The following is a 23445-nucleotide window of genomic DNA, read 5'->3' on the forward strand; positions in this document are numbered from 1 at the left end:
TAACCCTCAGGCCTCGAAGAGCCCGCGGATGTCGTCGGCCGAGAGCGACTGCGCGAACAGGGCATCGTCGTCGAGCACGGCAGTGAAGAGCCGGGCCTTGCGGCGCTGCAGGGCGAGCACCTTCTCCTCGATCGTGCCGGTCGCGATCATCCGGTAGACGAACACCTGGCTCGGCTGGCCGATGCGATGCGTGCGGTCGACGGCCTGCGCCTCGGCGGCCGGGTTCCACCACGGGTCGAGGAGGAACACGTAGTCGGCCTCGGTGAGCGTCAGACCGAACCCGCCCGCCTTCAGGCTGATCAGGAAGACCGGCTGCTCGCCCGTCCGGAAGCCCTCGACCACCGCATCCCGTCGCCGCGTCGCACCGTCGAGGTGGGCGTAGGGGATCCCGGCAGCCGCGAGTCGCTCCGCCGCGAGGTCGAGGAAGGACGTGAACTGGCTGAACACCAGGGCGCGGTGGCCCTCCGCCTGGAGCTCGACCACGCGTTCCAGCAGCACGTCGAGCTTGCGCGAGCCGATCCGGGCGTCCGCGGGGTCGACCAGTCCTGGTGCGAGGCTGAGCATCCGCAGCAGCGTGAGCGAACGGAACACGATGAAACGGTTGCGGTCGAGGTCCTCGAGGAGCCCCAGCACCTTCTGGCGCTCCCGCTGCAGCACCGTCTCGTACAGCGACCGGTGCGCCGCGCTGAGCTCCACCTCGAGCACCTGCTCCTGCTTCGGAGGGAGGTCGGCCGCCACCAGCTCCTTCGTACGCCGCAGCAGCAGCGGCCGGATCCGCCGGCGGAGGCGGGCCAGGCGACGCGCGCGGTACTCGCCGCCCTCCACGTTCTCCGGGACCTTGCCCTGCTCGATCGGCTGGATGTACTGCTCCCGGAACTTCCGCGCCGACGCGAAGAGCCCGGGAGCGGTGAGCTTCAGCAGCGCCCACAGCTCGCTGAGACTGTTCTCGAGCGGGGTGCCCGTCACCGCGAACGTCACATCGGCGGGAAAGCTCGCGACGGCGCGGTGCAGCTTCGTGGCCGGGTTCTTCACGAACTGCGCCTCGTCGAGGATCAGGCCGGCCCAGGTCACCCCGGCGAAGGCGTCCGCGTCGATCCGCGCGACCGCGTACGTCGTGACCACCAGGTCCGCGCCCGCGGCGACCGTCGACAGCGACGGCCCGGACGAGGTGGACCTGGCGGCGACGCGGAGCCCCGGGGTGAACTTCGCGGCCTCGCTCAGCCACGTCGGCAGCACCGAGGTCGGGACGACCACGAGGAAGGGGCGCGTCTCTCCCGCCTCGCGGGTGTGAGCGACGAGCGCGAGCAGCTGCAGCGTCTTGCCGAGGCCCATGTCGTCGGCGAGGATGCCGCCCAGCCGGTGCCCCCAGAGGAACGCCAGCCAGTCGAGCCCCTGCTGCTGATACGGCCGCAACTGCGCCCGGACGCCGGACGGCACCGGGACCGGGGGCACCCCCGCCGCCCCGCGCAGGCCGTGGGCCGTCGCGCGCCAGCTCACGGCGGGCACGGCCTCGTCCGCGAGGTCCTCGAACTCCTCCCACAGGTCGATCTGGTGGCGGCTGAGGCGCGGCCCCGTCTCCCATTCGTCGAGGTCGCCCGCCTCGTCGATCAGCTCACGGAGTCGATCGAGCGCCGGATGGTTCAGCGAGAAGTAGGTGCCGTCGACGAGCAGGAGCTTCCTGCGACCCCTGCTCATCGCGGTGAACAGCGGCTCGAACGGGATCGTGCGCCCGTCGATGCGCACCAGGACGCCCAGGTCGAACCAGTCCGGATCGGTGGACTCGACCGTGCTCACGGTGATCTCGGGCTCGCCCGACAGTTCGCGATACGTCTTCCGGCGACCGTCGACGACCACGGTCACGCCCTCCGCCTCCAGCGCCGGCACAGCCCTGGTGACGAACTCCGCCGCCTCGACGTCGTGGAAGGCCCCCTCCGCGGCGAACGGCTCCCCGATCAGCTCGGCCCACCGCGCGGCGAGGTCGTGCCCCGCCGCACTCTCCGCCCGCAGATCCCGCACCGCCTGCGGCCCGGGGGCGAACGGCACGCGCCCGAAGCCGCGGTAGTCCCACTCGAACGCATAGGCCACCGTGTCCCCGCGGCGGAACGAGAGGCGCAGCACGGGCTGCGGCGCGGGCAGCTCCGGAAGCCGCACCCGTCCGAGCCCACGGGTCGGTACCCGCCGTGCCAGCACCGGGTAGGCGTCGCGGAGGAACACCTCCTCGTCGGCCGCCGCCACGGTGAGGCCGCCCGGCGCGAGGAGGAGGGGTCGCAGCGGTTCGGCCACCGGAGACTCCGCGAGCGTCACGTGCAGCCGCGCCCCCGACTGGTCGACCGCGTAGAGCCCCGTTCGACCGATCGGATGCACGGAGTCGGGCTCGACCGCGCGTCCGTCGAGCGTGATGGCAGGACGCACCACCAGCGTCCCGTCGTCGGCCCGAGCCACGGTGGCCTCGACCGACGCGGACTCCGCGATCGCCACGGTCGTGGACTTCTGCGTCGCGACCAGGGGGATGCCGAGTGCGCCGGCCACCCTGAGGTGTCCCCACAGCAGGCTCGACTCGATCAGGTCCGCGACCAGCCAGTCGCCCGCCGTGCCGGACAGCAGACTGTCTCTGGCGATGCTGAGCAGATCGGCGAACCATCGAGAGCGCTCACGTCCGTATTCGTCCGGCGCGCGACGAACCGCGTCCCAGGTGGCGGCTCCGAGCACCCACGCGCCGGTCGCGGCGCTGCGCTCCAGGGGACGGATGCCGAGCAGCAGCTCACCGGTCCCCTTCGCCACGTCGCGCGGCGTCGCGGTGCGCTGGGGTCGCGCGGCCCAGGGGTTCGCGCCGCGGGAATCGCGCACCCGGAGCTCGACCCCCAGCGCGAGCGCGGTCCGCGGCTCGGCGGGGACCGCCGCACCGAGGATCGACCGCCAGTCGGACGGCGCGCCGTCGTCGCGCGCGGCATCGGAGGGAACGGTCATACCCCGATCCTCTCCGAGGCCACGGACACCGGCGCCGGTGCGCTCAGGCGGCGCGAGCCACCCGGGCGAGCACGCCGTGCACGAACGGACCGGAGTCGTCGGTCGAGAACTCCTTCGCCAGCTCCACGGCCTCGTCGATCGCGACGGCGGTGGGCACCTCGTCGTTGTACAGGATCTCCCAGACGCCGATGCGCAGCAGCGCCCGGTCGACCGCAGGCATCCGCTCGAGCTTCCAGTCGCGGCTGTGCGTGGTGATCTGCTCGTCGATCTCGTCGCGCTGGTCGATGATGCCGTCGACGATCTCCCTGGCGTACAGCCAGGAGGCCTCGCGAGCGGGCTCGCTCGCCGCGCGCTTGGCCTCGGCCGCCAGCGCGATCGCGAGGTCATCGCCGCGGACGTCGGCGGAGAACAGGATGTCGAGAGCGCGCTTGCGCGCCTTCGTGCGGGCGCTCACGCCTTACTTCTCGCGGCCGAGGTAGTCACCCGTGCGGGTGTCGACCTTGACCTTCGTGCCGGTCTCCAGGAACAGAGGCACCTGGATCTCGTACCCGGTCTCGAGGGTCGCGGGCTTGGTGCCGGCCGACGAGCGGTCGCCCTGCAGGCCGGGCTCGGTGTAGGTGACCTCGAGGATCACGGACGCCGGCAGATCGATGTAGAGAGGGTTGCCGTTGTTGAGGGCGATCGTGACCTGCTGGTTCTCGAGCAGGAAGTTCTTCGCGTCGCCGACCGTCGCCGCCGGAAGCGTGATCTGGTCGAAGTCGGTCTGGTCCATGAACACGAAGCCGTCGCCGTCGGTGTACAGGTAGGTGTAGTCACGGCGGTCGACGTTCTCGATCTCGATCTTCGCGCCCGCGTTGTACGTGCGGTCGACGACCTTGCCCGACACGACGTTCTTCAGCTTGGTGCGGACGAACGCGCCACCCTTGCCGGGCTTCACGTGCTGGAACTCGATGACGCTCCAGAGCTGCCCGTCGATGCTGAGGACGACGCCGTTCTTGATGTCTGCGGTGGATGCCATGCGCTGAAGGTTCCGTTCGTGAGTCCGTGGGGCCGGAGTCGGCCGACAGTCGATTCTACGGGATGATCACGCACGCCCCGCGTGCGCCCGCCTCTGGCCGGGGGTCAGAGAAGCGCGGCCAGCTCCCGCACCGCGTCGGCATAGCCGTCGACACCGCGCCCGATCACGCGCACCGCGGCGACATCGTGCAGGAACGAGTGATGGCGGAACTCCTCCCGCGCGTACACGTCGGAGATGTGCACCTCCGCGAATGGCAGGCCCACCCCGGTCAGCGCATCGCGCAGCACGACCGAGGTGTGCGTCAGGCCGCCCGGGTTGATGATGATCCCGATGCAGTCGGCGCGTGCGGCCTGGATGGCGTCGATGAGCACGCCCTCGTGGTTGCTCTGCACCGCCCGCACCGCGAAACCGGCCTCGGCCGCGGTCTCGGTCGTGATCCGCTCGACGTCCGCGAGGGTCGCGGTGCCGTAGATGTCGGGCTCCCGCGTCCCGAGGAGGTTGAGGTTGGGGCCGTTGACCAGCAGCAGCCGACGCTCGATGCTCATGCCCTCACGCCCTCCGACCCGGCGAGCTCACGCCGCAGAACCCACTCCCGACCGAAGCCCGTCGTCTCGATCTCCCCGGTCCGTGCGAACCCGGCGCGCGCGTACACGGCCTGCGCCCGGTCGTTGTCGACGTGCACCTCCAGCTCGAGCGCGGCCAGACCCTGCTCGAGGGCCCAGGCCGCCGCCGTGTCGAGCAGAGCGTCGATCACGCCGGAGCCGCGGTGCTCGTCCGCGACGTAGACGCCGACGACGAGTCCGGCCTCGGGTCGCTCGCGGTGCGGCAGCACGGTGGCGGTGCCCACCCACTCCCCCGCATCGGTCACCGCGACGAACTGCGCAGCCGCCGACGGCTCGGCCGCGTTCACGGTGCGCTCCTGCCAGAAACGGTCGGGTTGGCCGCTCGCATGCTCCACGGTGTCGAGGAACGCGATCGGGGCGGCCGGATCGGCCAGGGCGCGCAACCGCAGCGCCTTCACCTGCGACCATTCCCCGGCTTCGACGCGACGCACGTGGACACTCACTCGCCCACCTCCTGGTAGGCGGCGAACAGCAGCGACTCGTCGGGTGCCTGCAGCACGGTGGGCTTCGCGATGTCGTCGAGCAGGATGAAGCGCAGCATCCCGCCGCGGCTCTTCTTGTCGCGCTGCATCGTCGCCAGCAGCTGCGGCCACGCGCCGGCGCGATACGACGTGGGAAGGCCCAGGGACTCCAGGATCGACCGGTGCCTCTCGGCAGCCGCATCCGAGAGCCTGCCGGCCAGCCGCGACAGCTCCGCGGCGTACAGCATGCCCACCGAGATCGCCGCGCCGTGCCGCCAGCGGTAGCGCTCGGCGTGCTCGATCGCGTGGCCCAGCGTGTGCCCGTAGTTGAGGATCTCCCGCAGACCCGACTCACGGAAGTCGTCCGACACGACCTGCGCCTTCATGCCGACCGCGAGCTCCACGGCCCGGCGGAACTCCTCCGTGGTCGTGTCGACCGCCCGCGCCGGATCCGCCTCCACGATGTCCAGGATCTCCGGCGCCCAGATGAAGCCGGCCTTCACGACCTCGGCGAAACCGGCCGTCGCCTCGTTCGGGCTCAGGCTGCCGAGCTCGTCGAGGTCTCCGATCACCGCACGGGGCGCCCAGAACGCGCCGACGAGGTTCTTGCCCTCGGCCGTGTTCACGCCGGTCTTGCCTCCCACCGCGGCATCCACGAGCCCGAGGACCGTCGTGGGCACGTGCACCACCTGCACGCCGCGCAGCCAGGTCGCCGCCACGAACCCGGCGAGGTCCGTCACGGCCCCTCCGCCGTAGCCGACGACCGCGTCGGTCCTGGTGAAGTCGGCCTGGCCCATGATCTGCCAGCAGAAGGCGGCCACCTCGATGCGCTTGCCCTGCTCGGCATCGGGGATCTCGGCCAGCAGCACCTCGCGCGGGCCGTCGGCGGTGTCGGCGAGGAGGCGGTCACGAAGCTCCGCCGCACGGTTCGCGAGGGTCGGCGGGTGCACCACGAGCACCTTCCGCACGCCGGGGGCGAGGGCTGCCGAGACGCTGTCGAGGATGCCGCGCCCGATCGCGATGTCGTAGGGGTCGGCGCCGGTGACGCCGATGGTGGTCGTGCTCATCTCTGTTCTCTCCTCCATGCCACGATCTCGTCCGCGATGCGCTGCATCGGCCGTCGCGAGGTGTCGAACGAGATCGACGCGACCTCCTCGTACCACTCGCGCCGCTCCGCGAAGATCCGCTTCCACCGCTCGACGGGGTCGTCGCCGGCCAGCAGCGGCCTCGTGCCGCCGCGGAGCCGGTCGGCCACCGCGTCCTCGCTCACCGTGAGGAACACCACCGGGTGGCCGTGCAGCAGGTGCCGGGTGTCGGCGTCCGTCACGGCGCCGCCGCCGAGGGAGATCACGCCGCCCTCGCTCAGCGCCTGCGCGACCGCCGCCCGCTCGAGGTCGCGGAAGTGCGCCTCCCCGTGCTCGGCGAACAGGGCGGGGATGGGGCCGTGCGCCGCGACGATCCGCTTGTCGGTGTCGATGAAACCCACCCCGAGTCGTCGAGCGACCCGTCGACCGACGCTGGTCTTGCCCGACGCCATCGGGCCGACCAGTACCACCGACAGCGGATCAGCCGCGTTCGTCATGCGCGATGAGCGCCGCCTCGGACGCGGGTGCCGTGCGCAGCTCCTCGGGGATGCCGTCGAGGTATCCCGCCAGGTTGCGCTGTGTCTCGCGGATGCTGTCTCCGCCGAACTTCTCCAGCACGGCCCGGGCGAGCTCGATCGCGACCATCGCCTCGGCCACCACACCGGCGGCCGGCACGGCGCACACGTCGGAGCGCTGGTGGTGCGCTGTCGCGTCCTCCCCCGTCGCCACGTCGATCGTGCGGAGCGCATGCGGGACGGTCGCGATCGGCTTCATGCCGGCCCTGACGCGCAGCACCGTGCCCGTGGACATCCCGCCCTCAGTGCCGCCCGCGCGGTCCGAACCGCGGGTGATGCCCCCGGCGGCGGCGAAGAGCTCGTCGTGGGCTGCCGACCCGCGACGCCGAGTGGTCTCGAAGCCGTCGCCGACCTCGACCCCCTTGATGGCCTGGATGCTCATGAGCGCCTGCGCGAGACGGGCGTCGAGGCGCCGGTCCCAGTGCACGTGGGACCCGAGCCCGGGCGGAAGGCCGTACGCGAGCACCTCGACGATGCCGCCCAGGGTGTCGCCGTCCTTCTTCGCATCGTCGACCTCGGCGACCATCAGTGCGGACGTCGCCCGGTCGAAGCAGCGCAGCGGATCGGCGTCGAGTGCGGCGACGTCATCCGGGGTGGGAAGCGGTGCCCCGTCCGGCACCCGGACCGGGCCGATCGACAGCGTGTGGCTGACCAGGCGGATACCCAGTTCGGACAGGAACGACCGCGCGATCGCGCCGAGCGCGACCCGTGCCGCGGTCTCCCGCGCGCTCGCGCGCTCGAGGATCGGGCGAGCCTCGTCGAAGTCGTACTTCTGCATCCCGACCAGATCCGCGTGGCCGGGCCGCGGGCGGGTCAGAGGTGCACCGCGACCGCGGGACCGGTCGGTGAGCTCGACGGGCTCCGGGTTCATGACCTCGATCCACTTCGGCCACTCCGTGTTGCCGATGCGGAGCGCGATGGGGCTGCCGAGCGTCTTGCCGTGCCGGACCCCGCCCGAGATCGTGAGCTCGTCCTGCTCGAACTTCATGCGCGAGCCGCGGCCGTAGCCCAGCTTGCGACGCGCGAGATCGGCCTGGATGGCCTCGGACGACACCGGGACGCCGGAAGGCAGTCCCTCAATGACGGCGATGAGTTCTGGGCCGTGTGATTCGCCGGCCGTGAGCACGCGGAGCATTGCTCCAGTCTCCCATGCGTTTCGCGTCCGCCGCGCCGCGTGTCGTCGCGGGTCAGAGCGCTGCGCGCATGGCGGCGATCACGTCCGTCTCGGCCGGGAGGGGCGCGGCCGGATCGCCGTGGTGGAAGATGCGGATCTGTCGCACAGCCTGGTGCAGCAGCATCCCCAGCCCCGACACGACCGTGCCGTCGCCCCACGCCGCGGCGAGCGACGATGGCCACGGCGCGTACGCGGCATCGAACAGCGCACCGCCCCGAGCGGCCAGGGGCTCTGTCGCCGCGGAGGGCAGGATCGTGCCGGACGGCAGCGTCGCCACGGTCAGGTCCACCCGGCCCGGCCGCGACCCGGCATCGGCGTCCGCGAGCGGGTGCGCCGAGACGACCACCGAGAGACGCTCCCCCAGCGCCACCAGACCCGATGCCCGCTCGGGTCGACGAGCCCGGACGTCCACGCGCGACACCCCCATGTCGGCGAGGGCCACGAGGGCCGAGGCTGCCGTGGCTCCTGCTCCCAGGAGCCGCGCGGTGTCCGCGGTGGTGATCCCCGCCTCCGCCAGCGCGTCGACGATGCCCCCCACATCCGTGTTGAAGCCCGCCGGGGTGGAGCCGAGGAGGAGGGTGTTGACCGCGCCCGTGAGTTCCGCGTGCGCGTCGCGCGCCGCGGCGAACCGGTACGCCTCCTCCTTCAGGGGCATCGTGAGCGACAGCCCACGCCACGAGGGGTCGAGACCACGCACGGCAGCCGCGAATTCGTCGGCCGCGACCCGCCGGCGTCCGTACTCCCAGTCCAGGCCCAGCACGCGGTAGGCCGCGGCATGCAGCTGGGGCGACCGGGAGTGCGCGATCGGGTCGCCCCAGACCGCGAGTCGGGTCGACGTCACGGCCTCAGCAGCCCCCGTCGGGGTTCGCCCTGCACCACTCGCGCCACTTCTCCACGCCCTGCTCGTGTTCGGCGAGCGTCTCCGAGAACTGCGTCTCCCCGGTGGAGAGGTTCACCGTGACGAAGTACAGCCATGGACCGTCGGCGGGCTGCATGGCCGCCTTGATGGCCGCCTCGCTCGGACTCGCGATCGGTGTGACCGGCAGCCCGGTGTTCACGTAGGTGTTCCAGGGGTTCGGGTCCTCGAGCGCTTCTGCGGAGCTCGACACCACGCCCTCGTGCAGCGAGCCGTAGCCGTACTGCGCGGTCGAGTCCATCTGCAGCTTCATGTCGATCGCCAGGCGGTTCTCGATCACACGCGACACCTTGGCGAAGTCGTCCGTGCGACCCTCGCGCTGGATGATCGAGGCGATCGTGAGCACGCGCTGCGCGTCGTCCGCGGGCACGCCGGCCGCGTCGAGCGCCTCCCGCGTACGATCCACCATCTGCTGGATGGCCTGCGTCGCCGTGACGCCGGGATCGAACGTGTACACGGCGGGGAACAGCCACCCCTCCAGGCTCTGCGCCTGGACGCGGTAGACGGACGGATCGGCGACCGCGGCCTCGAAGTCCGCGAGCGGCAGCCCGAGCGTCTCCGCCATCGCCGGGAGCGAGGACTTGATCGTGCCGCCCTCCGACACCGAGACGGTGTTCTCGAGCTTGTTCTCCTTGTCCTGGAGGGCGGCGAGGGCGGCCTCGGCCGTCATCTTCTTCTGCAGGCGGTAGACGCCGGGATAGAACGTGACGGCGATGCCCTCGTCGATGAGGTAGTCGTAGAAGACATCGGCGGTCTTGGTCACGCCCGCCTCGTGGAGCGCTGCCGAGACCGGCTGGCCGGTGTCGCCCGACTTGATGGTGACATACACCTCGCCGGTCGCGAGCCCCGGCTCCCAGTCCTTCGCGTCTCCCCAGCCCATGGCGTCGCTGATCCGATCACCGTAGGTGCTCCACGCCCAGGCGCCGCCGGCCACGATGCCGCCGATAATCGCGAGGACGACGATGAGGGCGATCAGGCAGCCCTTGCGGCGCTTCTTCTTCGGCGCGCCCGGCCCGCGGTGGTCGTCGTCACCCGACACGAACAGGTCGTCGAGCCCGCCGCCGACGGCGGGCTCGTCGGGAGAGGTCCGCGCGGTCGAGGCGGCTGTCGGTGCGGAGACACGGGGCAGCGGCCGCGTCGCATCCGCGTCGTGCTCGATGAACGTCTCACGCGAGCCACGGGCGATGGGGACGGCCGTCGTCTCCGGAGCACGGGACGGCTCTGCCGCGGACACGGGTTCGGCGGCGGCCGATGCCCGATCCTCCGCGCGCGGCGCGACCCGTGCGGGGCGCGCGTCCGACGCGGAGTCAGCGGACCCTGACGCAGCGGGCGCGGGCGCGGTACCGGACTGGTCGAGCGACGGCTCCCCTGCCTGCTGCTGACGAGCGGCTCGCCGCGCGGCCTCACGAGCGGCGCGGCGCGAGCCTGGCACGGGGCCGCTCGTGTCGGCCGTCGGGACCTGCGGCGCCGGCGCCGGCAGGTTCTCGAAGAGGTCGCCCAAGCGCGCGTCGGTGTCGTGCGGTGGCGAAGCGCTATCGCGTTCGGACATGATCAGGCGGGCTCCTCATCGACGGGGACCGGTGCACCGGCCGGGTTTCCGGTGCTCTTCTCCGTGTCGATCGCCTGCTGCAGCAGAACCACCGCGGCGACCTGATCCACAATGCTACGAGAGTTCTTCTGGGAACGCCCGGAACTCCGCAATGCCGCGTGTGCGGACACCGTGCTCAGACGCTCGTCGATGAGCCGCACCGGCACACCGCTCTCGCGCTGCAACAGCGCTGCGAACTCCCGCGCATCCGTGGTGGACGGGGTGTCCGCGCCCTGCAGATTCACCGGCAGCCCGACCACGAACTCCAGCGGTTCGTACTCCGCGGCGATCGCCACGAGTCGCGTGATCGCCGCGTCGTCGCGCGGCACGGTCTCGACCGGGACGGCCAGCATGCCGTCCGGATCGCACCGTGCCACGCCCACCCTGGCGCGTCCCACGTCGACGCCGAGCCGCACTCCGCGACGGAAGCCGGTCACGCTCCGCGGAGCTCCTGTGCGATGGCCTCCAGCGCTGCCGGAAGCGCCGCACCGTCGGTGCCGCCACCCTGGGCGAGGTCGTCGCGCCCGCCGCCGCCACCGCCGAGCACGCCGGCTGCGCGCTTCGCGAGCGCACCCGCCTTCGCGCCCGCCGAACGCGCCGCCTCGTTCGTGGCGACGACCACGACCGGCCGGCCATTGACGATCGCGCCGAGGGCGACCACTGCCGCCTCCGACCCCAGCCGCTCACGGACGCCGTTGACCAGATCGCGCACGTCGTCCGCCGAGGCCACCTCACCGAGCGACTGTGCGGCCACCCGGAACGCGCCGATGCGGGACGCGGCCTCCGCGATCGCGGGGATCTGCCCCGCCCGCTCCTTGGCCTCGAACTGAGCGATGCGCTTCTCGGCGGCCTTGAGGCTCGCGGCGAGATCGGCGATCCGCTCCGGCAGCTGCTCGCGCGGAGTCTTGAGCGACGCGGTCAGCTGCGAGACCAGCGCGCGCTCGGCGGCCAGCTCGCGGAACGCGTCGGCACCGACGAGAGCCTCGATACGGCGGTTCGATGCCCCGACGGACGACTCGCCGACCACGCTGACCAGCCCGATCTCGGCGCTCGTCGACACGTGCGTGCCCGCGCAGAGCTCACGCGACCAGGGGCCGCCGATGTCGACCATGCGCACGACGTCGCCGTACTTCTCGCCGAACAGAGCCATCGCCCCGGCCTCCTTGGCCTCGTCGAGCGTCACGATGCGCGTCGTCACCTCGAGGGCGTCCTGCACGGCGCGGTTCGTGATCTCCTCGATCTCCGAGCGCGTCTCTCCCGACAGCGCCTGCGACCACGCGAAGTCGAATCGCATATAGCCCGCACGGTTCAGCGAGCCCGACTGGGTCGCGGTCGGGCCCAGCGTGTCGCGCAGAGCGGCGTGCACCAGGTGGGTCGCCGAGTGCGCCTGCCGCGCCGCACGACGGTTGGCCGCGTCGACGATGGTCGTGGCCGCGTCATCCACCGCCACGCTCCCCCGCGTCACCTCGACGGTGTGACTGATCAGCCCGGGGACGGGGCGCTGCACATCGAGCACCTCGAGCTCGTAGCCAGGGCCCACGATCGTGCCCTTGTCGGCGACCTGGCCGCCGGACTCCGCATACAGCGTCGTCTCCGCCAGCACGACCTCGGCGATCTGTCCCTCCGCGGCGCTGCGCACGGAGGCACCGTCGACCAGGATGCCGAGCACCCGCGAGTCGACCTCGAGGGCCGTATAGCCGTCGAAACCGGTCTCGCCGAGCGCCCGCAGGTCGCGGTAGACCGACACGTCGGCGAGCTGCCGCTTGCGGTTGCGCGCGTCGTCCTTGGCGCGCTGACGCTGCTCCTGCATGAGCGCGTCGAACGCGGCACGGTCGACGTCGAGCCCGGCCTCCTCGGCGACCTCGAGGGTGAGGTCGATCGGGAAGCCGTATGTGTCGTGCAGCAGGAAGGCCTCTGAGCCGCTCAGGGTCGTCCCGCCGCTCTTCTTCGTGTCGTCCACGGCGAGGTCGAGAATGGTCGAGCCCTGGGCGAGGGTGCGCCGGAAGGTCTCCTCCTCGGCGAAGGCGGCCGAGGACAGCACCGACCAGTCGCGCTCGAGCTCGGGATAGGCCGACTTCATGGCGTCCCGCGACGCGGAGAAGAGCTCGGGGAAAGCCGGCTCGTCGACGCCCAGCAGACGCATCGCCCGCACGGTCCGCCGCATCAGGCGGCGCAGGATGTACCCGCGACCCTCGTTCGACGGACGCACACCGTCGGACAGCAGCATCAGCGAGGAGCGCACGTGATCGGCGATCACGCGGAAGCGCACATCGTCCTCGTGCACGGCTCCGTAGCGGCGTCCGGAGAGCTCGACGGCGCGGTCCAGCACGGGCCGCACCTGGTCGATCTCGTACATGTTCTCGACGCCCTGCTTGAGGAAGGCGACGCGCTCGAGACCCATGCCGGTGTCGATGTTCTTCATCGGCAGCTCGCCCACGATGTCGAACTCGGTCTTGCTCCGGATGTTCTCGAGGAAGTCCTGCATGAACACGAGGTTCCACAGCTCCATGAACCGGTTGTCGTCCGCCGCCGGACCGCCGTCCTTGCCGTAGGACGGGCCACGGTCGAAGAAGATCTCGGAGTCGGGTCCGCCGGGGCCGGGCTGCCCGGTGTTCCAGTAGTTGTCCGCGCGGCCGAGGCGCTGGATGCGCTCTGGCTTCAGCCCGATGATGTCGCGCCAGATGGCCTCCGCCTCATCGTCGGTCTCGTAGACCGTGACCCACAGGTCCTTCTCGTCGAAGCCCAGCCCGCCGTCGGATTCGGAGGTCGTGAGCAGCTCCCACGCGTAGCGGATCGCGCCCTCTTTGAAGTAGTCACCGAACGACCAGTTGCCGAGCATCTGGAAGAACGTGCCGTGACGCGCCGTGCGTCCGACCTCCTCGATGTCGTTGGTGCGGATGCACTTCTGCACATCGGCGATGCGCGGATGCGGAGCGGGGACCACGCCCGTGAGGTACGGGATCATCGGGACCATGCCGGCGACCGTGAACAGCAGCGACGGGTCGTCGCTGACGAGGGAGGCCGAGGGGACGATGAGGTGATCGTTCTTCTCGAAGTAGGAGAGATAGCGCTGCGCGATTTCCGCAGTGTTCATAGGTCCCGGTTGTCCTTGTGTGAGGGAGCGCGTCGATGCGCGGCTGCGGTGGTTCAGTTCTCGCCCGGCTCGGTGAGCCGCGCCTCCTGGGCGCGATACGCATCGCCGAGCGCGGCGGTGAAGCCGTTGATGCGGGCGTCGACGTCGGCGAGGATGTCATGGCCGCGCGGGTCCTTGTTCATGAAGTGAGCCGCGACGAAGCCGCCGATCACGCCGATGAGGAACCACAGCACAGTCTTCATGTCGTCATCCTTGCCTGAGAGCCGCGAAGGCGCGGTCTCTCCATCGTAGGCGGAAACGACAGGAGGCGTCGGGAATCCCCGACGCCTCCTGCCTGATGCTCGATCGCTGGATCAGCGAGCCGCGTAGTACTCGACGACGAGCTGCACTTCACAGGTCACGGGGACCTCGGCGCGCTTCGGGCGACGGACCAGGCGGGCCTGGAGCTTGTCGAGCTCGACCTCGAGGTAGCCGGGAACGGGAGGAAGCACCTCGGCGTGACCGCCGGCTGCCGCCACCTGGAAGGGCTCGGTGCCCTCGCTCTTGGCCTTGACGTGGATGAGCTGACCCGGCTTCACGCGGAACGACGGGCGGTCGACGAGCTGCCCGTCGACGAGGATGTGACGGTGCACGACGAGCTGGCGAGCCTGAGCCGTGGTGCGGGCGAAACCCGACCGCAGCACGAGAGCGTCGAGACGCATCTCGAGGAGCTCGACCAGGTTCTCACCGGTCAGGCCGTCCTGACGACGAGCCTCGTTGAACGTGTTGCGCATCTGCTTCTCGCGGATGCCGTACTGCTCGCGCAGACGCTGCTTCTCGCGCAGACGGACGGCGTAGTCGCTGTCGGCCTTGCGCTTGGTGCGGCCGTGCTCGCCCGGAGCGTAGGGACGCTTCTCGAGGTAGCGGGCGGCCTTCGGGGTGAGCGGGATGCCGAGGGCACGGCTGAGACGCACCTTGCGGCGGTCCTGGGACTTCGTGGTCACGAAGTGTTCCTTCCGATGACGTGGACGTGGATTTCACGTCCGACGGACGTATCGTCCGCGCTCTGCCTCGGAGCGCACGCCGGGGCGCCGTCGAGGTGTGGTGTGAACGCGGAGATGCCCGAAAACTCGGTTTCGAGCCGCTCAAGTCTAACAGACGGCGCCGCGCCGACCGACCGGTCTGTCAGCGGTCGCCGAGGATGCGTCGAATGCGCTCCAGCCGCGCACCGATGTCGCGTTCCGCACCGAGGTTCTTCGGCTCGTAGTAGTGACGTCCGTCCAACTCGTCCGGCAGGTACTGCTGCGGCACGATCCCGTATTCGCTGTCGTGCGAGTAGATGTAACCGCGGCCGTGGCCGAGCCTCTTCGCCCCCGGGTAGTGAGCGTCGCGCAGGTGGAGCGGCACCCGGCCGAAGCCGCCCGCGCGGATGTCGGCGATCGCGGCGTCGATGCCGACGTACGCGGCATTGGACTTCGCCGTCGTGGCGAGGTACACCGTGGCCTCGGCGAGCGGGATGCGCCCCTCCGGCATGCCGATGAAGGCGACGGCGTCCGCAGCAGCGACTGCGATGCCGAGCGCCTGGGGATCGGCGAGACCCACGTCCTCCGACGCCGAGATCACCAGGCGCCGAGCGATGAAACGCGGGTCCTCCCCCGCCTCGATCATGCGCGCCAGGTAGTGGAGTGCGGCGTCGGGATCGGATCCGCGGATCGACTTGATGAACGCGCTGATCACGTCGTAGTGCTCGTCGCCCTGACGGTCGTAGCGGAGCAGCGCCTTGTCCACCGCCTGCGCCACATCGTCCGCCGTCACCGCGGGGACGCCGTCCGATGCGCTGTCGCCGTCGTCCTCGACCGCGGCGGCATGGGACAGCGCGACCGCGGCCGCGGCCTCGAGCCCCGTGAGCGCGCGCCGCGCATCACCCGACGCCAGTCGCACGAGAGCCGTGCGCGCCTCGTCGTCGAGCACCACGGCACCCTTGAGCCCGCGCGCATCCGTCACGGCGCGGTCGACGAGCAGACCGATGTCGTCGTCCGTCAGCGGCTGCAGCGTGAGCAGCAGCGACCGCGACAGCAGCGGGGAGATCACGGAGAACGACGGATTCTCGGTGGTCGCCGCGATCAGGATGACCCAGCCGTTCTCCACGCCGGGCAGCAGCGCATCCTGCTGCGCCTTCGTGAAGCGGTGGATCTCGTCGAGGAAGAGGATGGTCGTCTGGCCGTACAGGTCACGCTGCGTGATCGCCTCCTGCATCACCTCGCGCACGTCCTTCACCCCGGCCGTGATCGCCGACAGTTCGACGAACCGTCGACCGGAGGAGCGCGCGATGGCCTGCGCCAGCGTGGTCTTCCCCGTGCCGGGAGGCCCCCACAGGATGATCGACACGGCCCCGGGCGCTGCCGCCTCCGGATCGGCGAGAGCCACGATCGGGGATCCCGCCCGCAGCAGGTGACGCTGTCCCGCGACCTCGTCGAGCGAGACCGGGCGCATGCGCACGGCGAGAGGCGTCTGCCCGGAGAGCAGCGCGGCAGGAGAAGTCACCCCTCCAGGCTAACGGCGGGCGCCGACACCGTGGCGACGGAAGCCGCCCGTGGGCGACGGTAGGCTCTCAGGCGACGCCGCGGACGGGCGTCGGGATGGAGATATTGGGCATGGCGGCACGCGGTTCCAAGAAGGCACAGTCGCGCACCGAGGCGGAGCGCGCACGACTGCATGCCGCGCGCACGCGCTGGCACGAGGACCAGATCCGCCGCCGTCGCCGCGACAACACCGTCGCGGTGATCGTCGGCGGTCTCATCGTCGTCGCCGCGATCGGGAGCCAGGTCGTGCACGCGCAGGTGACCGCCCCCGAACCGACGCCGAGTCCCACGATCTCCCCGTCCGAGTCCCCTCTTCCGTCCGAGTCCCCCCTTCCCTCCGACGCTCCCGTTCCCTCCCCGTCGCCCGTTCCGACGGACACACCGGCGGGCTGACCCCGCGGCACCGGCTCAGCGATCGGCGACAGCGAGACGGTAGCCGCGCTTCACCACCGTCTGCACCAGCTCCGCGTCGCCCAGAGCCTCGCGCAACCGTGCGACCGCCACCTCCACGGCCCGTGCACTGCGTCGTCGTCCGGCGAGCATCCGCCCGAGCTCCTCCCGGGAGAGCACCCGCCCCTCCGCGAGGAACAGTGCCTCCAGGACTTCTGCGGCGCCCGCCGAGAGCGGGAGGAAGCGCTCATCGAGCAGCACCCCGCCGCTGCGCACGACGAGCTCTCCGGCGTCCGTCCGCTGCATCGGCGCCTGCTCCGAGAAGAACCCGACGACGGCGCGTGCGAGGTCGTCCGGGAGCGCCCCGTCGACCGTCGTGGCGGGGATGTCCGCATCGGCGAGTGACCGGGCCGCCTCCGCACCCGAGGCGACGAGCAGCAGACGCGACGCCCGCGCCCTGGCTCGGATCGCGTCCCCCAGACCGAGGCGCTCGACGGTGCCCCACCAGGAACGCGCGCCCTCGACCGAGAAGAGCAGCACGCCGTCGATGCGCCCGGTCGCGACGCGGTGCACCGACCGTCGAACACCGGCCGGCACGGAATGATCCGCACGTACCGACGGCACGCGGACGACCTCGGCTCCCGCCGCGGCGAGAAGCGCACCGACGTCGACCGGCGTCGGCGCCGCCACCGCTCCGTGCGCAGTACCCGCGGACGGGTCATCGGCGATCGCTATCCGGCACCCGGTCAGCGGCCGGCCCACGCTCGTCGGAACGCTCATGCCGGACTCTCCTCGCGTCGCCGCGTGACGGATCCCGTGGTCCGCGCCTCGACGAACCGTCCACCCCCGTCGCGCGTCGCAGCCTCCAGTCCGGCGGCACGCAACCTGCCCAACACGGCGGGGACTTCTGCGGCGGATGCGCCACGCAGTTCCAGCACTCCGCCATCGGAGGGCCGCACCCGCAGCCCGTGCTCGTCCGCCAGCCGTCCGATGAGGACGAGCTGGGCGCCGGACAGCTCCCCCGCGACAGCGAGGGTCACGCCGAGCACGGTCTCCCTGGTACGGGGGCGTCCGACCGGGCCCCGCTCGGGGACACCCCGTCGCCCTGAGCCGATCGCAACGGCTCCGGCGCGCGCGATGAGGCGCCGCGCGACCGCCCGTGCGCAGAACGCGCACTCCGCGCTTTCGGGGAACTCCGCAAGGCCGCTCAGGCCGTGCTCTCGTCGCTCCGTCACCGCCGTGACCGGGGATGGCCCCGTGAGCAACGCATGACCGCAGGTCACAGCGCTCTCGTGCTCGCGAAGCAGCTCGGACACCGCCCGCGCCCTCGCGCCGTCATCCGCGGCCGCGCGGAGGGCCGCGAGCCTGTCCTCGTCGCCGAGCACCGTCGCACCGAGCAGGACTCGTCCGTCCTCGGAGAGGAGGAGGTCGCCCGCGATCCGTCCCGGCGCGTCCGCCAGGGGGACGACGACTCCGACGGTTTCGCCGTCCGGCGACGACCGGAGATCCGTGAACTCGACGCCTCCCGCACGCACGATCGTCGTCAGCCACCGCGTCCGTGTCGTCGCCACGGCCTCCCGCATCCTGTCCGCCACGCGCCCGCCACCGCCCGGTGCCCGCTGGCCCGGCTCGTCGTCCGCCGCGACAGCGACGCTCCCCACGGCCAGGATGTGCGGATCACTCGTGCGACCGTCGGCGTCGACGAGCACGCCGCCGCCCGGCACCACGGTGAGCCCCGCGTTCCGCGCGAGCTCGTCACGCGGGCGCACCGCGGGCGCGAACACGACCGCATCCGTCCGGGCGAAGGAACCGTCGTGGAATTCGATGCTCGCGACCGCGCCGGACTCGTCCGCATCGATGCGGGTGATGCGCGTCGACCTCCGCACCGCGATCCCGCGATCCCGCAGGAGTGCGTCGACTGCCGCCGAGGCGCGACGACCCGGATCCGCGTGGTCCCCTCGTTCGTGCACGACCGCGACCTCGACTCCGCTCTCCGCGAGCGCGAGCGCGGCGGCGAACCCGCCCGGCCCGTCACCGACGACCGTCGCGCGCGGACGCCGCCACTGCTCGCCGCGCGGCGCGTGCACATGGGCCCGCAGCGCCGACGCATCCGCGGCGGACTGGAACGTGAAGCACCCGGGCAGTCCGGCCCCGTCAAGCGTCGGACGAACCGGGTGCCGCCCGGTCGCGAGGACGAGCACGTCGTACATGTACACGCGCCCGGAGCGGGTGCGGACGCGGCGGAGCTTCCGGTCGATCTTCCGCACCCGATCATCCCGGATCAGGCGCACGCGGTCGTCGCGGAACACCCCTCGGTCGAGGTCCAGGTCAGCGGGGTCGTCCCCCCGGACCAGTCGGTACAACCGGGTGCGGTCGTACGGCAGGCGCCCCTCGTCGCCGATCACCGTGACCCGAATGTCGTCGCAGGGATCGCCCAGGAGGTGCGCCACGAACGCGTGCGCCGCGGGCCCCGCGCCGACGATCAGGACCTCCGTCCTCCGGGATGCGCTGTCGTCCATGGACCTCCTGTCGACCTGCGGACCGTCGTGGGACGACGATAGGAGCGCCGTGTTACCCGGAGATGACGTCGCGTGTTTCGCGCGTCGAACGTTCTCCTCACAAATCGATAACGCGCCTTCGGCCTCACCCCGCAGCGCGGGTCGTACTAGGCTGAGCCTCGTCCTTTCCGCCTCCCGCGGCCCGACCGCGCAAGGAGAATCACCGTGTCTGCCACCGAGCCCTCGAAGCCGACCCCGCCCATCCCCGCACCGCCCGCCGTGCCCATGCCCCGGAAGGCCCCGACGCCCGCCGCGGTCGCGCCCGCCGCACCGGCGACGCCCGCGCCCTCCGCCTCGGCGCTCGAATGGGGTCGCGTCTCCGACGATGGCACGGTCGAGGTCCGCGAGGGCGAGTCGTGGCGGGTGGTCGGCCAGTACCCCGACGGCACCCCGGAAGAGGCCCTCGCCTACTTCGTGCGCAAGTACGACGACATCGCCTTCAAGGTGCACGCGCTCGAGCAGCGCCATCAGGCCGGCGGCGCCTCGGCGAGCGACCTCGCGAAGCAGGCCTCGCACCTCATCGCCGAGGCGACGGATGCCGCAGCGGTCGGCGACCTCGCGGGACTGCGCGACCGGCTGAACGCCCTGACCGCCTCGCTCTCGGAGGCGACGGAGCAGGAGGCTCAGCAGGCCAGGGCGCTCGTGGAGCAGGCGGTCGCGGAGCGCACGGCCCTGGTGGAGCGCGCCGAGGCCATCGCCGCCCGCGACCTCAGCAAGGTGCAGTGGAAGCAGGTAACGGCCGAGCTCAACGAGCTGTTCGAGTCGTGGCAGGCACAGCAGCAGAACGGTCCGCGCCTGTCGAAGAGCGTGTCGCAGCAGCTCTGGAAGCGGTTCCGTGACGCCCGCTCGGTGGTCGACAAGCACCGGCGCGCCTTCTACTCCGAGCTCGACGAGACGCACAAGGCTGCACGCGACGCCAAGTCGCGGCTGGTCGAGCGCGCCGAGGCTCTCGCTCCCCGCGGCGTCGACGGCATCCCCGCGTACCGCACCCTGCTCGACGAGTGGAAGGCCGCCGGCCGTGCCGGGCGCAAGGCCGACGACGCGCTCTGGGCGCGGTTCAAGGCGGCCGGCGATGCGCTGTACGCCGCGCGGGCTGAGCAGGCCGCCGCGGAAGAGGCAGACTCCGCGCCCCGGATCGAGGCACGGCAGGCTCTTCTGGAGCAGGCGAAGGCCGTGGCCGACGAGTCGAACATCAAGCGTGCGCGGGCACTGCTCACCCGCATCCAGCGCGAGTGGGACGAGGTGGGCCGCATCTTCCCGCGCGAGAAGGAGCGCGCTCTCGACGACAAGCTCCGGGTGATCGAGCAGGCGCTCAAGGCCCGCGAGGACGTCGACTGGAAGAAGAACAACCCCGAGACCAAGGCGCGCGCGAACGACATGAGCTCGCAGCTGCACGAGGCCATCGAGAAGCTCGAGGCCGAGCTGGCGGCCGCGGAGAAGTCTGGCGACACCAAGGCCGCCAAGACCGCGGCTGACGCGCTCGAAGCCCGCCGCGCCTGGCTCAACGCCCTGGGCGGCTGACGCTTTCCACAATCCGCGACGACCGCCACAGGAGCGGGATGCGCTGCGCCACACTGGCGTGATGCATCCCGCTCTTCTGTATCTGCCCGGCGCGCGGCTGAGTCTGCCGGAGCTCGCCGCCGCTCGACTCGACGGCCACGTCGTCGACCTCGGCGAGGCGTACATCCCGGCCGACCTCATCGAGGGTGCGGACGTGCGTGCCGCGTCGATCGGGCCTCTCGTGCAGGACGGCGCCGCCGCCTGCGGCCCGACCGCCGCATGGATCCACGGCGCCGGAGACGCACCGCCGCCCGTGCATCACGTGAAGCGGTGCGTCGAGCGTCGCGTGCGCCCGCGTACGAGTGCCCGCCTGGTCTTCCACGACACCGTGCTCGCCGCCGCGGACGTCGTCGTGATCGGTGGCGTCGCCGTGTCGACGCCCGCGCGGACGATGGTCGACCTGGCGACGAGCCTGCATCGCGACCCCCGCGTGCTTCCCTGGATGGATGCCCTCGCCGTCGCCTGCCCGGCGGTGACCGCACAAGCCCTCGTCGAGCTGCGCGGGACCAGCCGTGTGCCGGGAAGCCGCGTCGGCATCGCCGCCCTCGAGCGGGTCGCGCTCAGGACGAGGTGACGCGGTAGACGTCGTACACCGCGTCGATGCGGCGCACGGCGTTCAGCACGCGGTCCAGGTGCACGGCGTCGCCCATCTCGAACACGAAGCGGCTCAGCGCCAGGCGCTCATCGGTCGTGCTGACCGTGGCGGACAGGATGTTGACGTGGTGCTCGCTCAGCACTCGAGTGACATCCGACAGGAGCCCGGACCGGTCGAGCGCCTCGACCTGGATCTGCACGCGGAAGACGCTCTTGGTGGTCGGTGCCCAGGAGACCTCGACGAAGCGGTCCTGCTCGCCGCTCAGCGCCTTGACGTTGACGCAGTCAGCACGGTGGACCGAGACGCCGCTCCCCCGCGTGACGAAGCCCACGATCGGGTCGCCCGGCACGGGGGTGCAGCACTTGGCGAGCTTGACGAGGATGTCGTTCGCACCGCGCACGAGCACCCCGGAGTCGCCGCCGCGCGGCTCCCTGGTCTGCACGCTGCCCGGCAGATCGATCGCCCCGGTCGTCGTGTCGTTCGCCGCCACCAGGGCGGTGACCTTCTCGAGCACGGACTGCGTGGACACGTGTCCCTCGCCGACAGCCGCGTAGAGCCCGGACACGTCTTCGTAGTGCAGCTGATGCGCGACCTCGGTGAACGAGTCCTGATTCATCAGGCGCTGCAGCGGCAGGTTCTGTCGGCGCATCGCCCGGGCGATCGCCTCCTTGCCCTGCTCGATCGCCTCCTCGCGACGCTCCTTCGTGAACCAGCCGCGGATCTTGTTCCGCGCCCGCGTGCTCTTGACGAAGCCGAGCCAGTCCTGGCTGGGGCCGGCGTCGGGGTTCTTCGACGTGAACACCTCGACGACGTCGCCGCTCTTGAGCTCCGACTCGAGCGGCACGAGGCGGCCGTTGACCTTGGCGCCCATCGTGCGATGGCCGATCTCGGTGTGCACGGCGTAGGCGAAGTCGACGGGCGTCGCGCCGGCGGGAAGGCCGATGACCCGTCCCTTCGGCGTGAAGACGTAGACCTCCTTGGCTCCGATCTCGAAGCGCAGCGAGTCGAGGAACTCGCCGGGGTCCGCGGTCTCGGCCTGCCAGTCGGAGATGTGCGCGAGCCACGCCATGTCGGTGTCGGAGGCGCGGACCTCGGCCTTGCCGCCGCCGTTCATCCGCTCCTTGTACATCCAGTGCGCCGCGACGCCGTACTCCGCCTGCTGGTGCATCTCGTGCGTGCGGATCTGGATCTCCACCGTGCGACCGGCCGGGCCGATCACGGTCGTGTGCAGGGACTGATAGAGGTTGAACTTCGGGGTGGCGATGTAGTCCTTGAAGCGGCCGGGCAACGGCGTCCAGCGCGCGTGGATCGCGCCGAGCACGGCATAGCAGTCGCGCACGGACGACACCAGCACGCGGATGCCGATGAGGTCGTAGATGTCGTCGAACTCGCGCCCCCGGATCACCATCTTCTGGTACACGGAGTAGAGCTGCTTCGGCCGGCCGACGACCTTGCCACGGATCCGCAGATCCCGCAGGTCCTCGTCGATCTCCTCGATCACCTGGCCGAGGTACTTCTCCCGCTGCGGTGTGCGCTGGGCGATCAGGCTGTGGATCTCGTTGTAGATCTTCGGGTGCAGCACCGCGAACGAGAGGTCTTCCAGCTCCGACTTGATGGCCTGGATACCGAGGCGGTTGGCCAGAGGCGCATAGATCTCCAGCGTCTCCTTCGCCTTCTTCGCCGCCTTCTCGGGCGGTACGAAGCCCCACGTGCGGGCGTTGTGCAGGCGGTCGGCGAGCTTGATCAGCAGCACGCGGATGTCCTTCGACATCGCCACGATCATCTTGCGGACCGTCTCCGCCTGTGCACTCTCGCCGTACTTGACCTTGTCGAGCTTGGTGACGCCGTCGACCAGCATCGCGACCTCGTCGCCGAATTCAGCGGTCAGGTCGGTCAGCGCGTAGCCGGTGTCCTCGACGGTGTCGTGCAGGAGGGCCGCGGCGATCGCGCGCGGGCCCAGGCCGAGCTCGGCGAGGATCTGCGCGACCGCCAGCGGGTGCGTGATGTACGGCTCGCCGCTCTGCCGCTTCTGCCCCTCGTGCTTCTCCTTCGCGACCGCGTAGGCCCGGGAGATGACGGAGAAGTCGCCCTTGGGATGATTCGCCCTGACCGTGCGAATCAGGTTGTCGAGATCGTTGATGCGGGACGCGCGAGAGAAGATGCGGGGCACGAGCCGTCGCAGACTCGAACCCTGCGACGCCGTCTGCGGCTCCGCCATCCACTCACCTCCGAATCAGACAATCCTACGCGTGCTGAGAGGGGGCGAGCCCCGCGCAGCGG

21 protein-coding genes are annotated in these 23445 nt (G+C 71.2%); 3 read left to right on the top strand and 18 right to left on the bottom strand.

What is annotated here, in order from left to right; all coding sequences use genetic code 11:
- Positions 1–6: 6 nt before the first annotated feature.
- From ACWH95_RS14000 to ACWH95_RS14070, 15 genes are all read right to left on the bottom strand, one after another.
- Entirely contained in the window at positions 7–2967 is a 2961-nt protein-coding gene (locus ACWH95_RS14000; RefSeq protein ID WP_454120838.1) for a DEAD/DEAH box helicase, read from the bottom strand.
- 43 nt (positions 2968–3010) lie between these two features.
- Positions 3011–3421 carry a transcription antitermination factor NusB gene (gene nusB / locus ACWH95_RS14005; RefSeq protein WP_136033679.1) on the bottom strand — a complete coding sequence of 137 codons (411 nt, stop codon included), beginning with the start codon at positions 3419–3421 and terminating at the stop codon, positions 3011–3013.
- A gap of 3 nt (positions 3422–3424) precedes the next feature.
- On the bottom strand, positions 3425–3985 hold the full coding sequence (efp, locus tag ACWH95_RS14010) for an elongation factor P (RefSeq protein ID WP_136033676.1): 561 nt from the start codon (positions 3983–3985) through the stop codon (positions 3425–3427).
- A 104-nt stretch (positions 3986–4089) separates the two neighbouring features.
- Positions 4090–4530 carry a type II 3-dehydroquinate dehydratase gene (locus ACWH95_RS14015; protein ID WP_136033675.1) on the bottom strand — a complete coding sequence of 147 codons (441 nt, stop codon included), beginning with the start codon at positions 4528–4530 and terminating at the stop codon, positions 4090–4092.
- Complete coding sequence (locus ACWH95_RS14020) at positions 4527–5051, bottom strand: GNAT family N-acetyltransferase (RefSeq protein WP_136044807.1); 525 nt, start codon at positions 5049–5051, stop codon at positions 4527–4529. Before ACWH95_RS14020 ends, ACWH95_RS14015 begins: the two co-directional genes overlap by 4 nt.
- The gene (gene aroB, locus ACWH95_RS14025; RefSeq protein WP_136033671.1) at positions 5048–6136 is read right to left on the bottom strand and encodes a 3-dehydroquinate synthase; all 1089 of its coding nucleotides are present in this window, start codon (positions 6134–6136) and stop codon (positions 5048–5050) included. Before aroB ends, ACWH95_RS14020 begins: the two co-directional genes overlap by 4 nt.
- On the bottom strand, positions 6133–6651 hold the full coding sequence (locus ACWH95_RS14030) for a shikimate kinase (protein WP_136033669.1): 519 nt from the start codon (positions 6649–6651) through the stop codon (positions 6133–6135). Before ACWH95_RS14030 ends, aroB begins: the two co-directional genes overlap by 4 nt.
- Entirely contained in the window at positions 6635–7864 is a 1230-nt protein-coding gene (gene aroC, locus ACWH95_RS14035; RefSeq protein WP_454120839.1) for a chorismate synthase, read from the bottom strand. The genes ACWH95_RS14030 and aroC overlap by 17 nt, the downstream gene beginning before the upstream one ends.
- Positions 7865–7916: 52 nt before the next feature.
- A complete protein-coding gene (locus ACWH95_RS14040; RefSeq protein ID WP_247638801.1) occupies positions 7917–8744 on the bottom strand; it encodes a shikimate dehydrogenase family protein in 828 nt (275 codons plus the stop codon).
- Positions 8745–8748: 4 nt separating this feature from the next.
- Positions 8749–10368: an endolytic transglycosylase MltG gene (gene mltG / locus ACWH95_RS14045; RefSeq protein ID WP_454120840.1), complete on the bottom strand. Its 1620-nt coding sequence runs from the start codon at positions 10366–10368 to the stop codon at positions 8749–8751.
- Positions 10369–10370: 2 nt separating this feature from the next.
- Entirely contained in the window at positions 10371–10844 is a 474-nt protein-coding gene (ruvX, locus tag ACWH95_RS14050; RefSeq protein ID WP_136033661.1) for a Holliday junction resolvase RuvX, read from the bottom strand.
- Positions 10841–13501, bottom strand: a complete 2661-nt coding sequence (gene alaS, locus ACWH95_RS14055) for an alanine--tRNA ligase (RefSeq protein WP_136033659.1) — start codon at positions 13499–13501, stop codon at positions 10841–10843. The genes ruvX and alaS overlap by 4 nt, the downstream gene beginning before the upstream one ends.
- 53 nt (positions 13502–13554) lie before the next feature.
- Positions 13555–13743, bottom strand: coding sequence for a hypothetical protein (locus ACWH95_RS14060; RefSeq protein ID WP_136033658.1), 189 nt, complete (start codon positions 13741–13743; stop codon positions 13555–13557).
- Between the two features lie 111 nt (positions 13744–13854).
- On the bottom strand, positions 13855–14484 hold the full coding sequence (gene rpsD / locus ACWH95_RS14065; RefSeq protein ID WP_136033656.1) for a 30S ribosomal protein S4: 630 nt from the start codon (positions 14482–14484) through the stop codon (positions 13855–13857).
- Between the two features lie 181 nt (positions 14485–14665).
- On the bottom strand, positions 14666–16024 hold the full coding sequence (locus tag ACWH95_RS14070) for a replication-associated recombination protein A (RefSeq protein ID WP_247981697.1): 1359 nt from the start codon (positions 16022–16024) through the stop codon (positions 14666–14668).
- Between the two features lie 110 nt (positions 16025–16134).
- On the opposite strand from ACWH95_RS14070, the gene ACWH95_RS14075 reads away from it, so the two are divergent.
- Positions 16135–16455 carry a hypothetical protein gene (locus tag ACWH95_RS14075; RefSeq protein WP_454120841.1) on the top strand — a complete coding sequence of 107 codons (321 nt, stop codon included), beginning with the start codon at positions 16135–16137 and terminating at the stop codon, positions 16453–16455.
- A 15-nt stretch (positions 16456–16470) separates the two neighbouring features.
- Here the strand turns inward: ACWH95_RS14075 and ACWH95_RS14080 are convergent, their stop codons facing one another.
- Both ACWH95_RS14080 and ACWH95_RS14085 read right to left on the bottom strand, forming a co-directional pair.
- Complete coding sequence (locus ACWH95_RS14080) at positions 16471–17232, bottom strand: winged helix-turn-helix domain-containing protein (protein ID WP_454120842.1); 762 nt, start codon at positions 17230–17232, stop codon at positions 16471–16473.
- Positions 17229–18971: an NAD(P)/FAD-dependent oxidoreductase gene (locus tag ACWH95_RS14085; RefSeq protein WP_454120843.1), complete on the bottom strand. Its 1743-nt coding sequence runs from the start codon at positions 18969–18971 to the stop codon at positions 17229–17231. The genes ACWH95_RS14080 and ACWH95_RS14085 overlap by 4 nt, the downstream gene beginning before the upstream one ends.
- Before the next feature lie 204 nt (positions 18972–19175).
- Here ACWH95_RS14085 and ACWH95_RS14090 point away from each other — a divergent pair, with 204 nt between their 5' ends.
- A complete protein-coding gene (locus ACWH95_RS14090) occupies positions 19176–20531 on the top strand; it encodes a DUF349 domain-containing protein (RefSeq protein WP_366626707.1) in 1356 nt (451 codons plus the stop codon).
- Between the two features lie 61 nt (positions 20532–20592).
- Complete coding sequence (locus ACWH95_RS14095) at positions 20593–21144, top strand: type IV toxin-antitoxin system AbiEi family antitoxin (protein ID WP_136033647.1); 552 nt, start codon at positions 20593–20595, stop codon at positions 21142–21144.
- On the opposite strand, the gene ACWH95_RS14100 is transcribed toward ACWH95_RS14095, so the two are convergent.
- On the bottom strand, positions 21131–23383 hold the full coding sequence (locus ACWH95_RS14100) for a RelA/SpoT family protein (RefSeq protein WP_136033645.1): 2253 nt from the start codon (positions 23381–23383) through the stop codon (positions 21131–21133). The genes ACWH95_RS14095 and ACWH95_RS14100 overlap by 14 nt on opposite strands.
- Between the last annotated feature and the right edge of the window lie 62 nt (positions 23384–23445).

The organism is Microbacterium sp. NPDC055502 (assembly GCF_053643635.1).

Coding starts and splice junctions, on each gene's coding strand:
- ACWH95_RS14095 (WP_136033647.1), top strand. CDS start 20,593: ATGCATCCCGCTCTTCTGTATCTGCCCGGCGCGCGGCTGAGTCTGCCG.
- mltG (WP_454120840.1), bottom strand. CDS start 10,368: ATGTCCGAACGCGATAGCGCTTCGCCACCGCACGACACCGACGCGCGC.
- aroC (WP_454120839.1), bottom strand. CDS start 7,864: ATGCTCCGCGTGCTCACGGCCGGCGAATCACACGGCCCAGAACTCATC.
- ACWH95_RS14080 (WP_454120842.1), bottom strand. CDS start 17,232: ATGAGCGTTCCGACGAGCGTGGGCCGGCCGCTGACCGGGTGCCGGATA.
- ACWH95_RS14015 (WP_136033675.1), bottom strand. CDS start 4,530: ATGAGCATCGAGCGTCGGCTGCTGCTGGTCAACGGCCCCAACCTCAAC.
- efp (WP_136033676.1), bottom strand. CDS start 3,985: ATGGCATCCACCGCAGACATCAAGAACGGCGTCGTCCTCAGCATCGAC.
- ACWH95_RS14000 (WP_454120838.1), bottom strand. CDS start 2,967: ATGACCGTTCCCTCCGATGCCGCGCGCGACGACGGCGCGCCGTCCGAC.
- alaS (WP_136033659.1), bottom strand. CDS start 13,501: ATGAACACTGCGGAAATCGCGCAGCGCTATCTCTCCTACTTCGAGAAG.
- ACWH95_RS14085 (WP_454120843.1), bottom strand. CDS start 18,971: ATGGACGACAGCGCATCCCGGAGGACGGAGGTCCTGATCGTCGGCGCG.
- ACWH95_RS14030 (WP_136033669.1), bottom strand. CDS start 6,651: ATGACGAACGCGGCTGATCCGCTGTCGGTGGTACTGGTCGGCCCGATG.
- ACWH95_RS14075 (WP_454120841.1), top strand. CDS start 16,135: ATGGCGGCACGCGGTTCCAAGAAGGCACAGTCGCGCACCGAGGCGGAG.
- ACWH95_RS14100 (WP_136033645.1), bottom strand. CDS start 23,383: ATGGCGGAGCCGCAGACGGCGTCGCAGGGTTCGAGTCTGCGACGGCTC.
- ACWH95_RS14060 (WP_136033658.1), bottom strand. CDS start 13,743: ATGAAGACTGTGCTGTGGTTCCTCATCGGCGTGATCGGCGGCTTCGTC.
- aroB (WP_136033671.1), bottom strand. CDS start 6,136: ATGAGCACGACCACCATCGGCGTCACCGGCGCCGACCCCTACGACATC.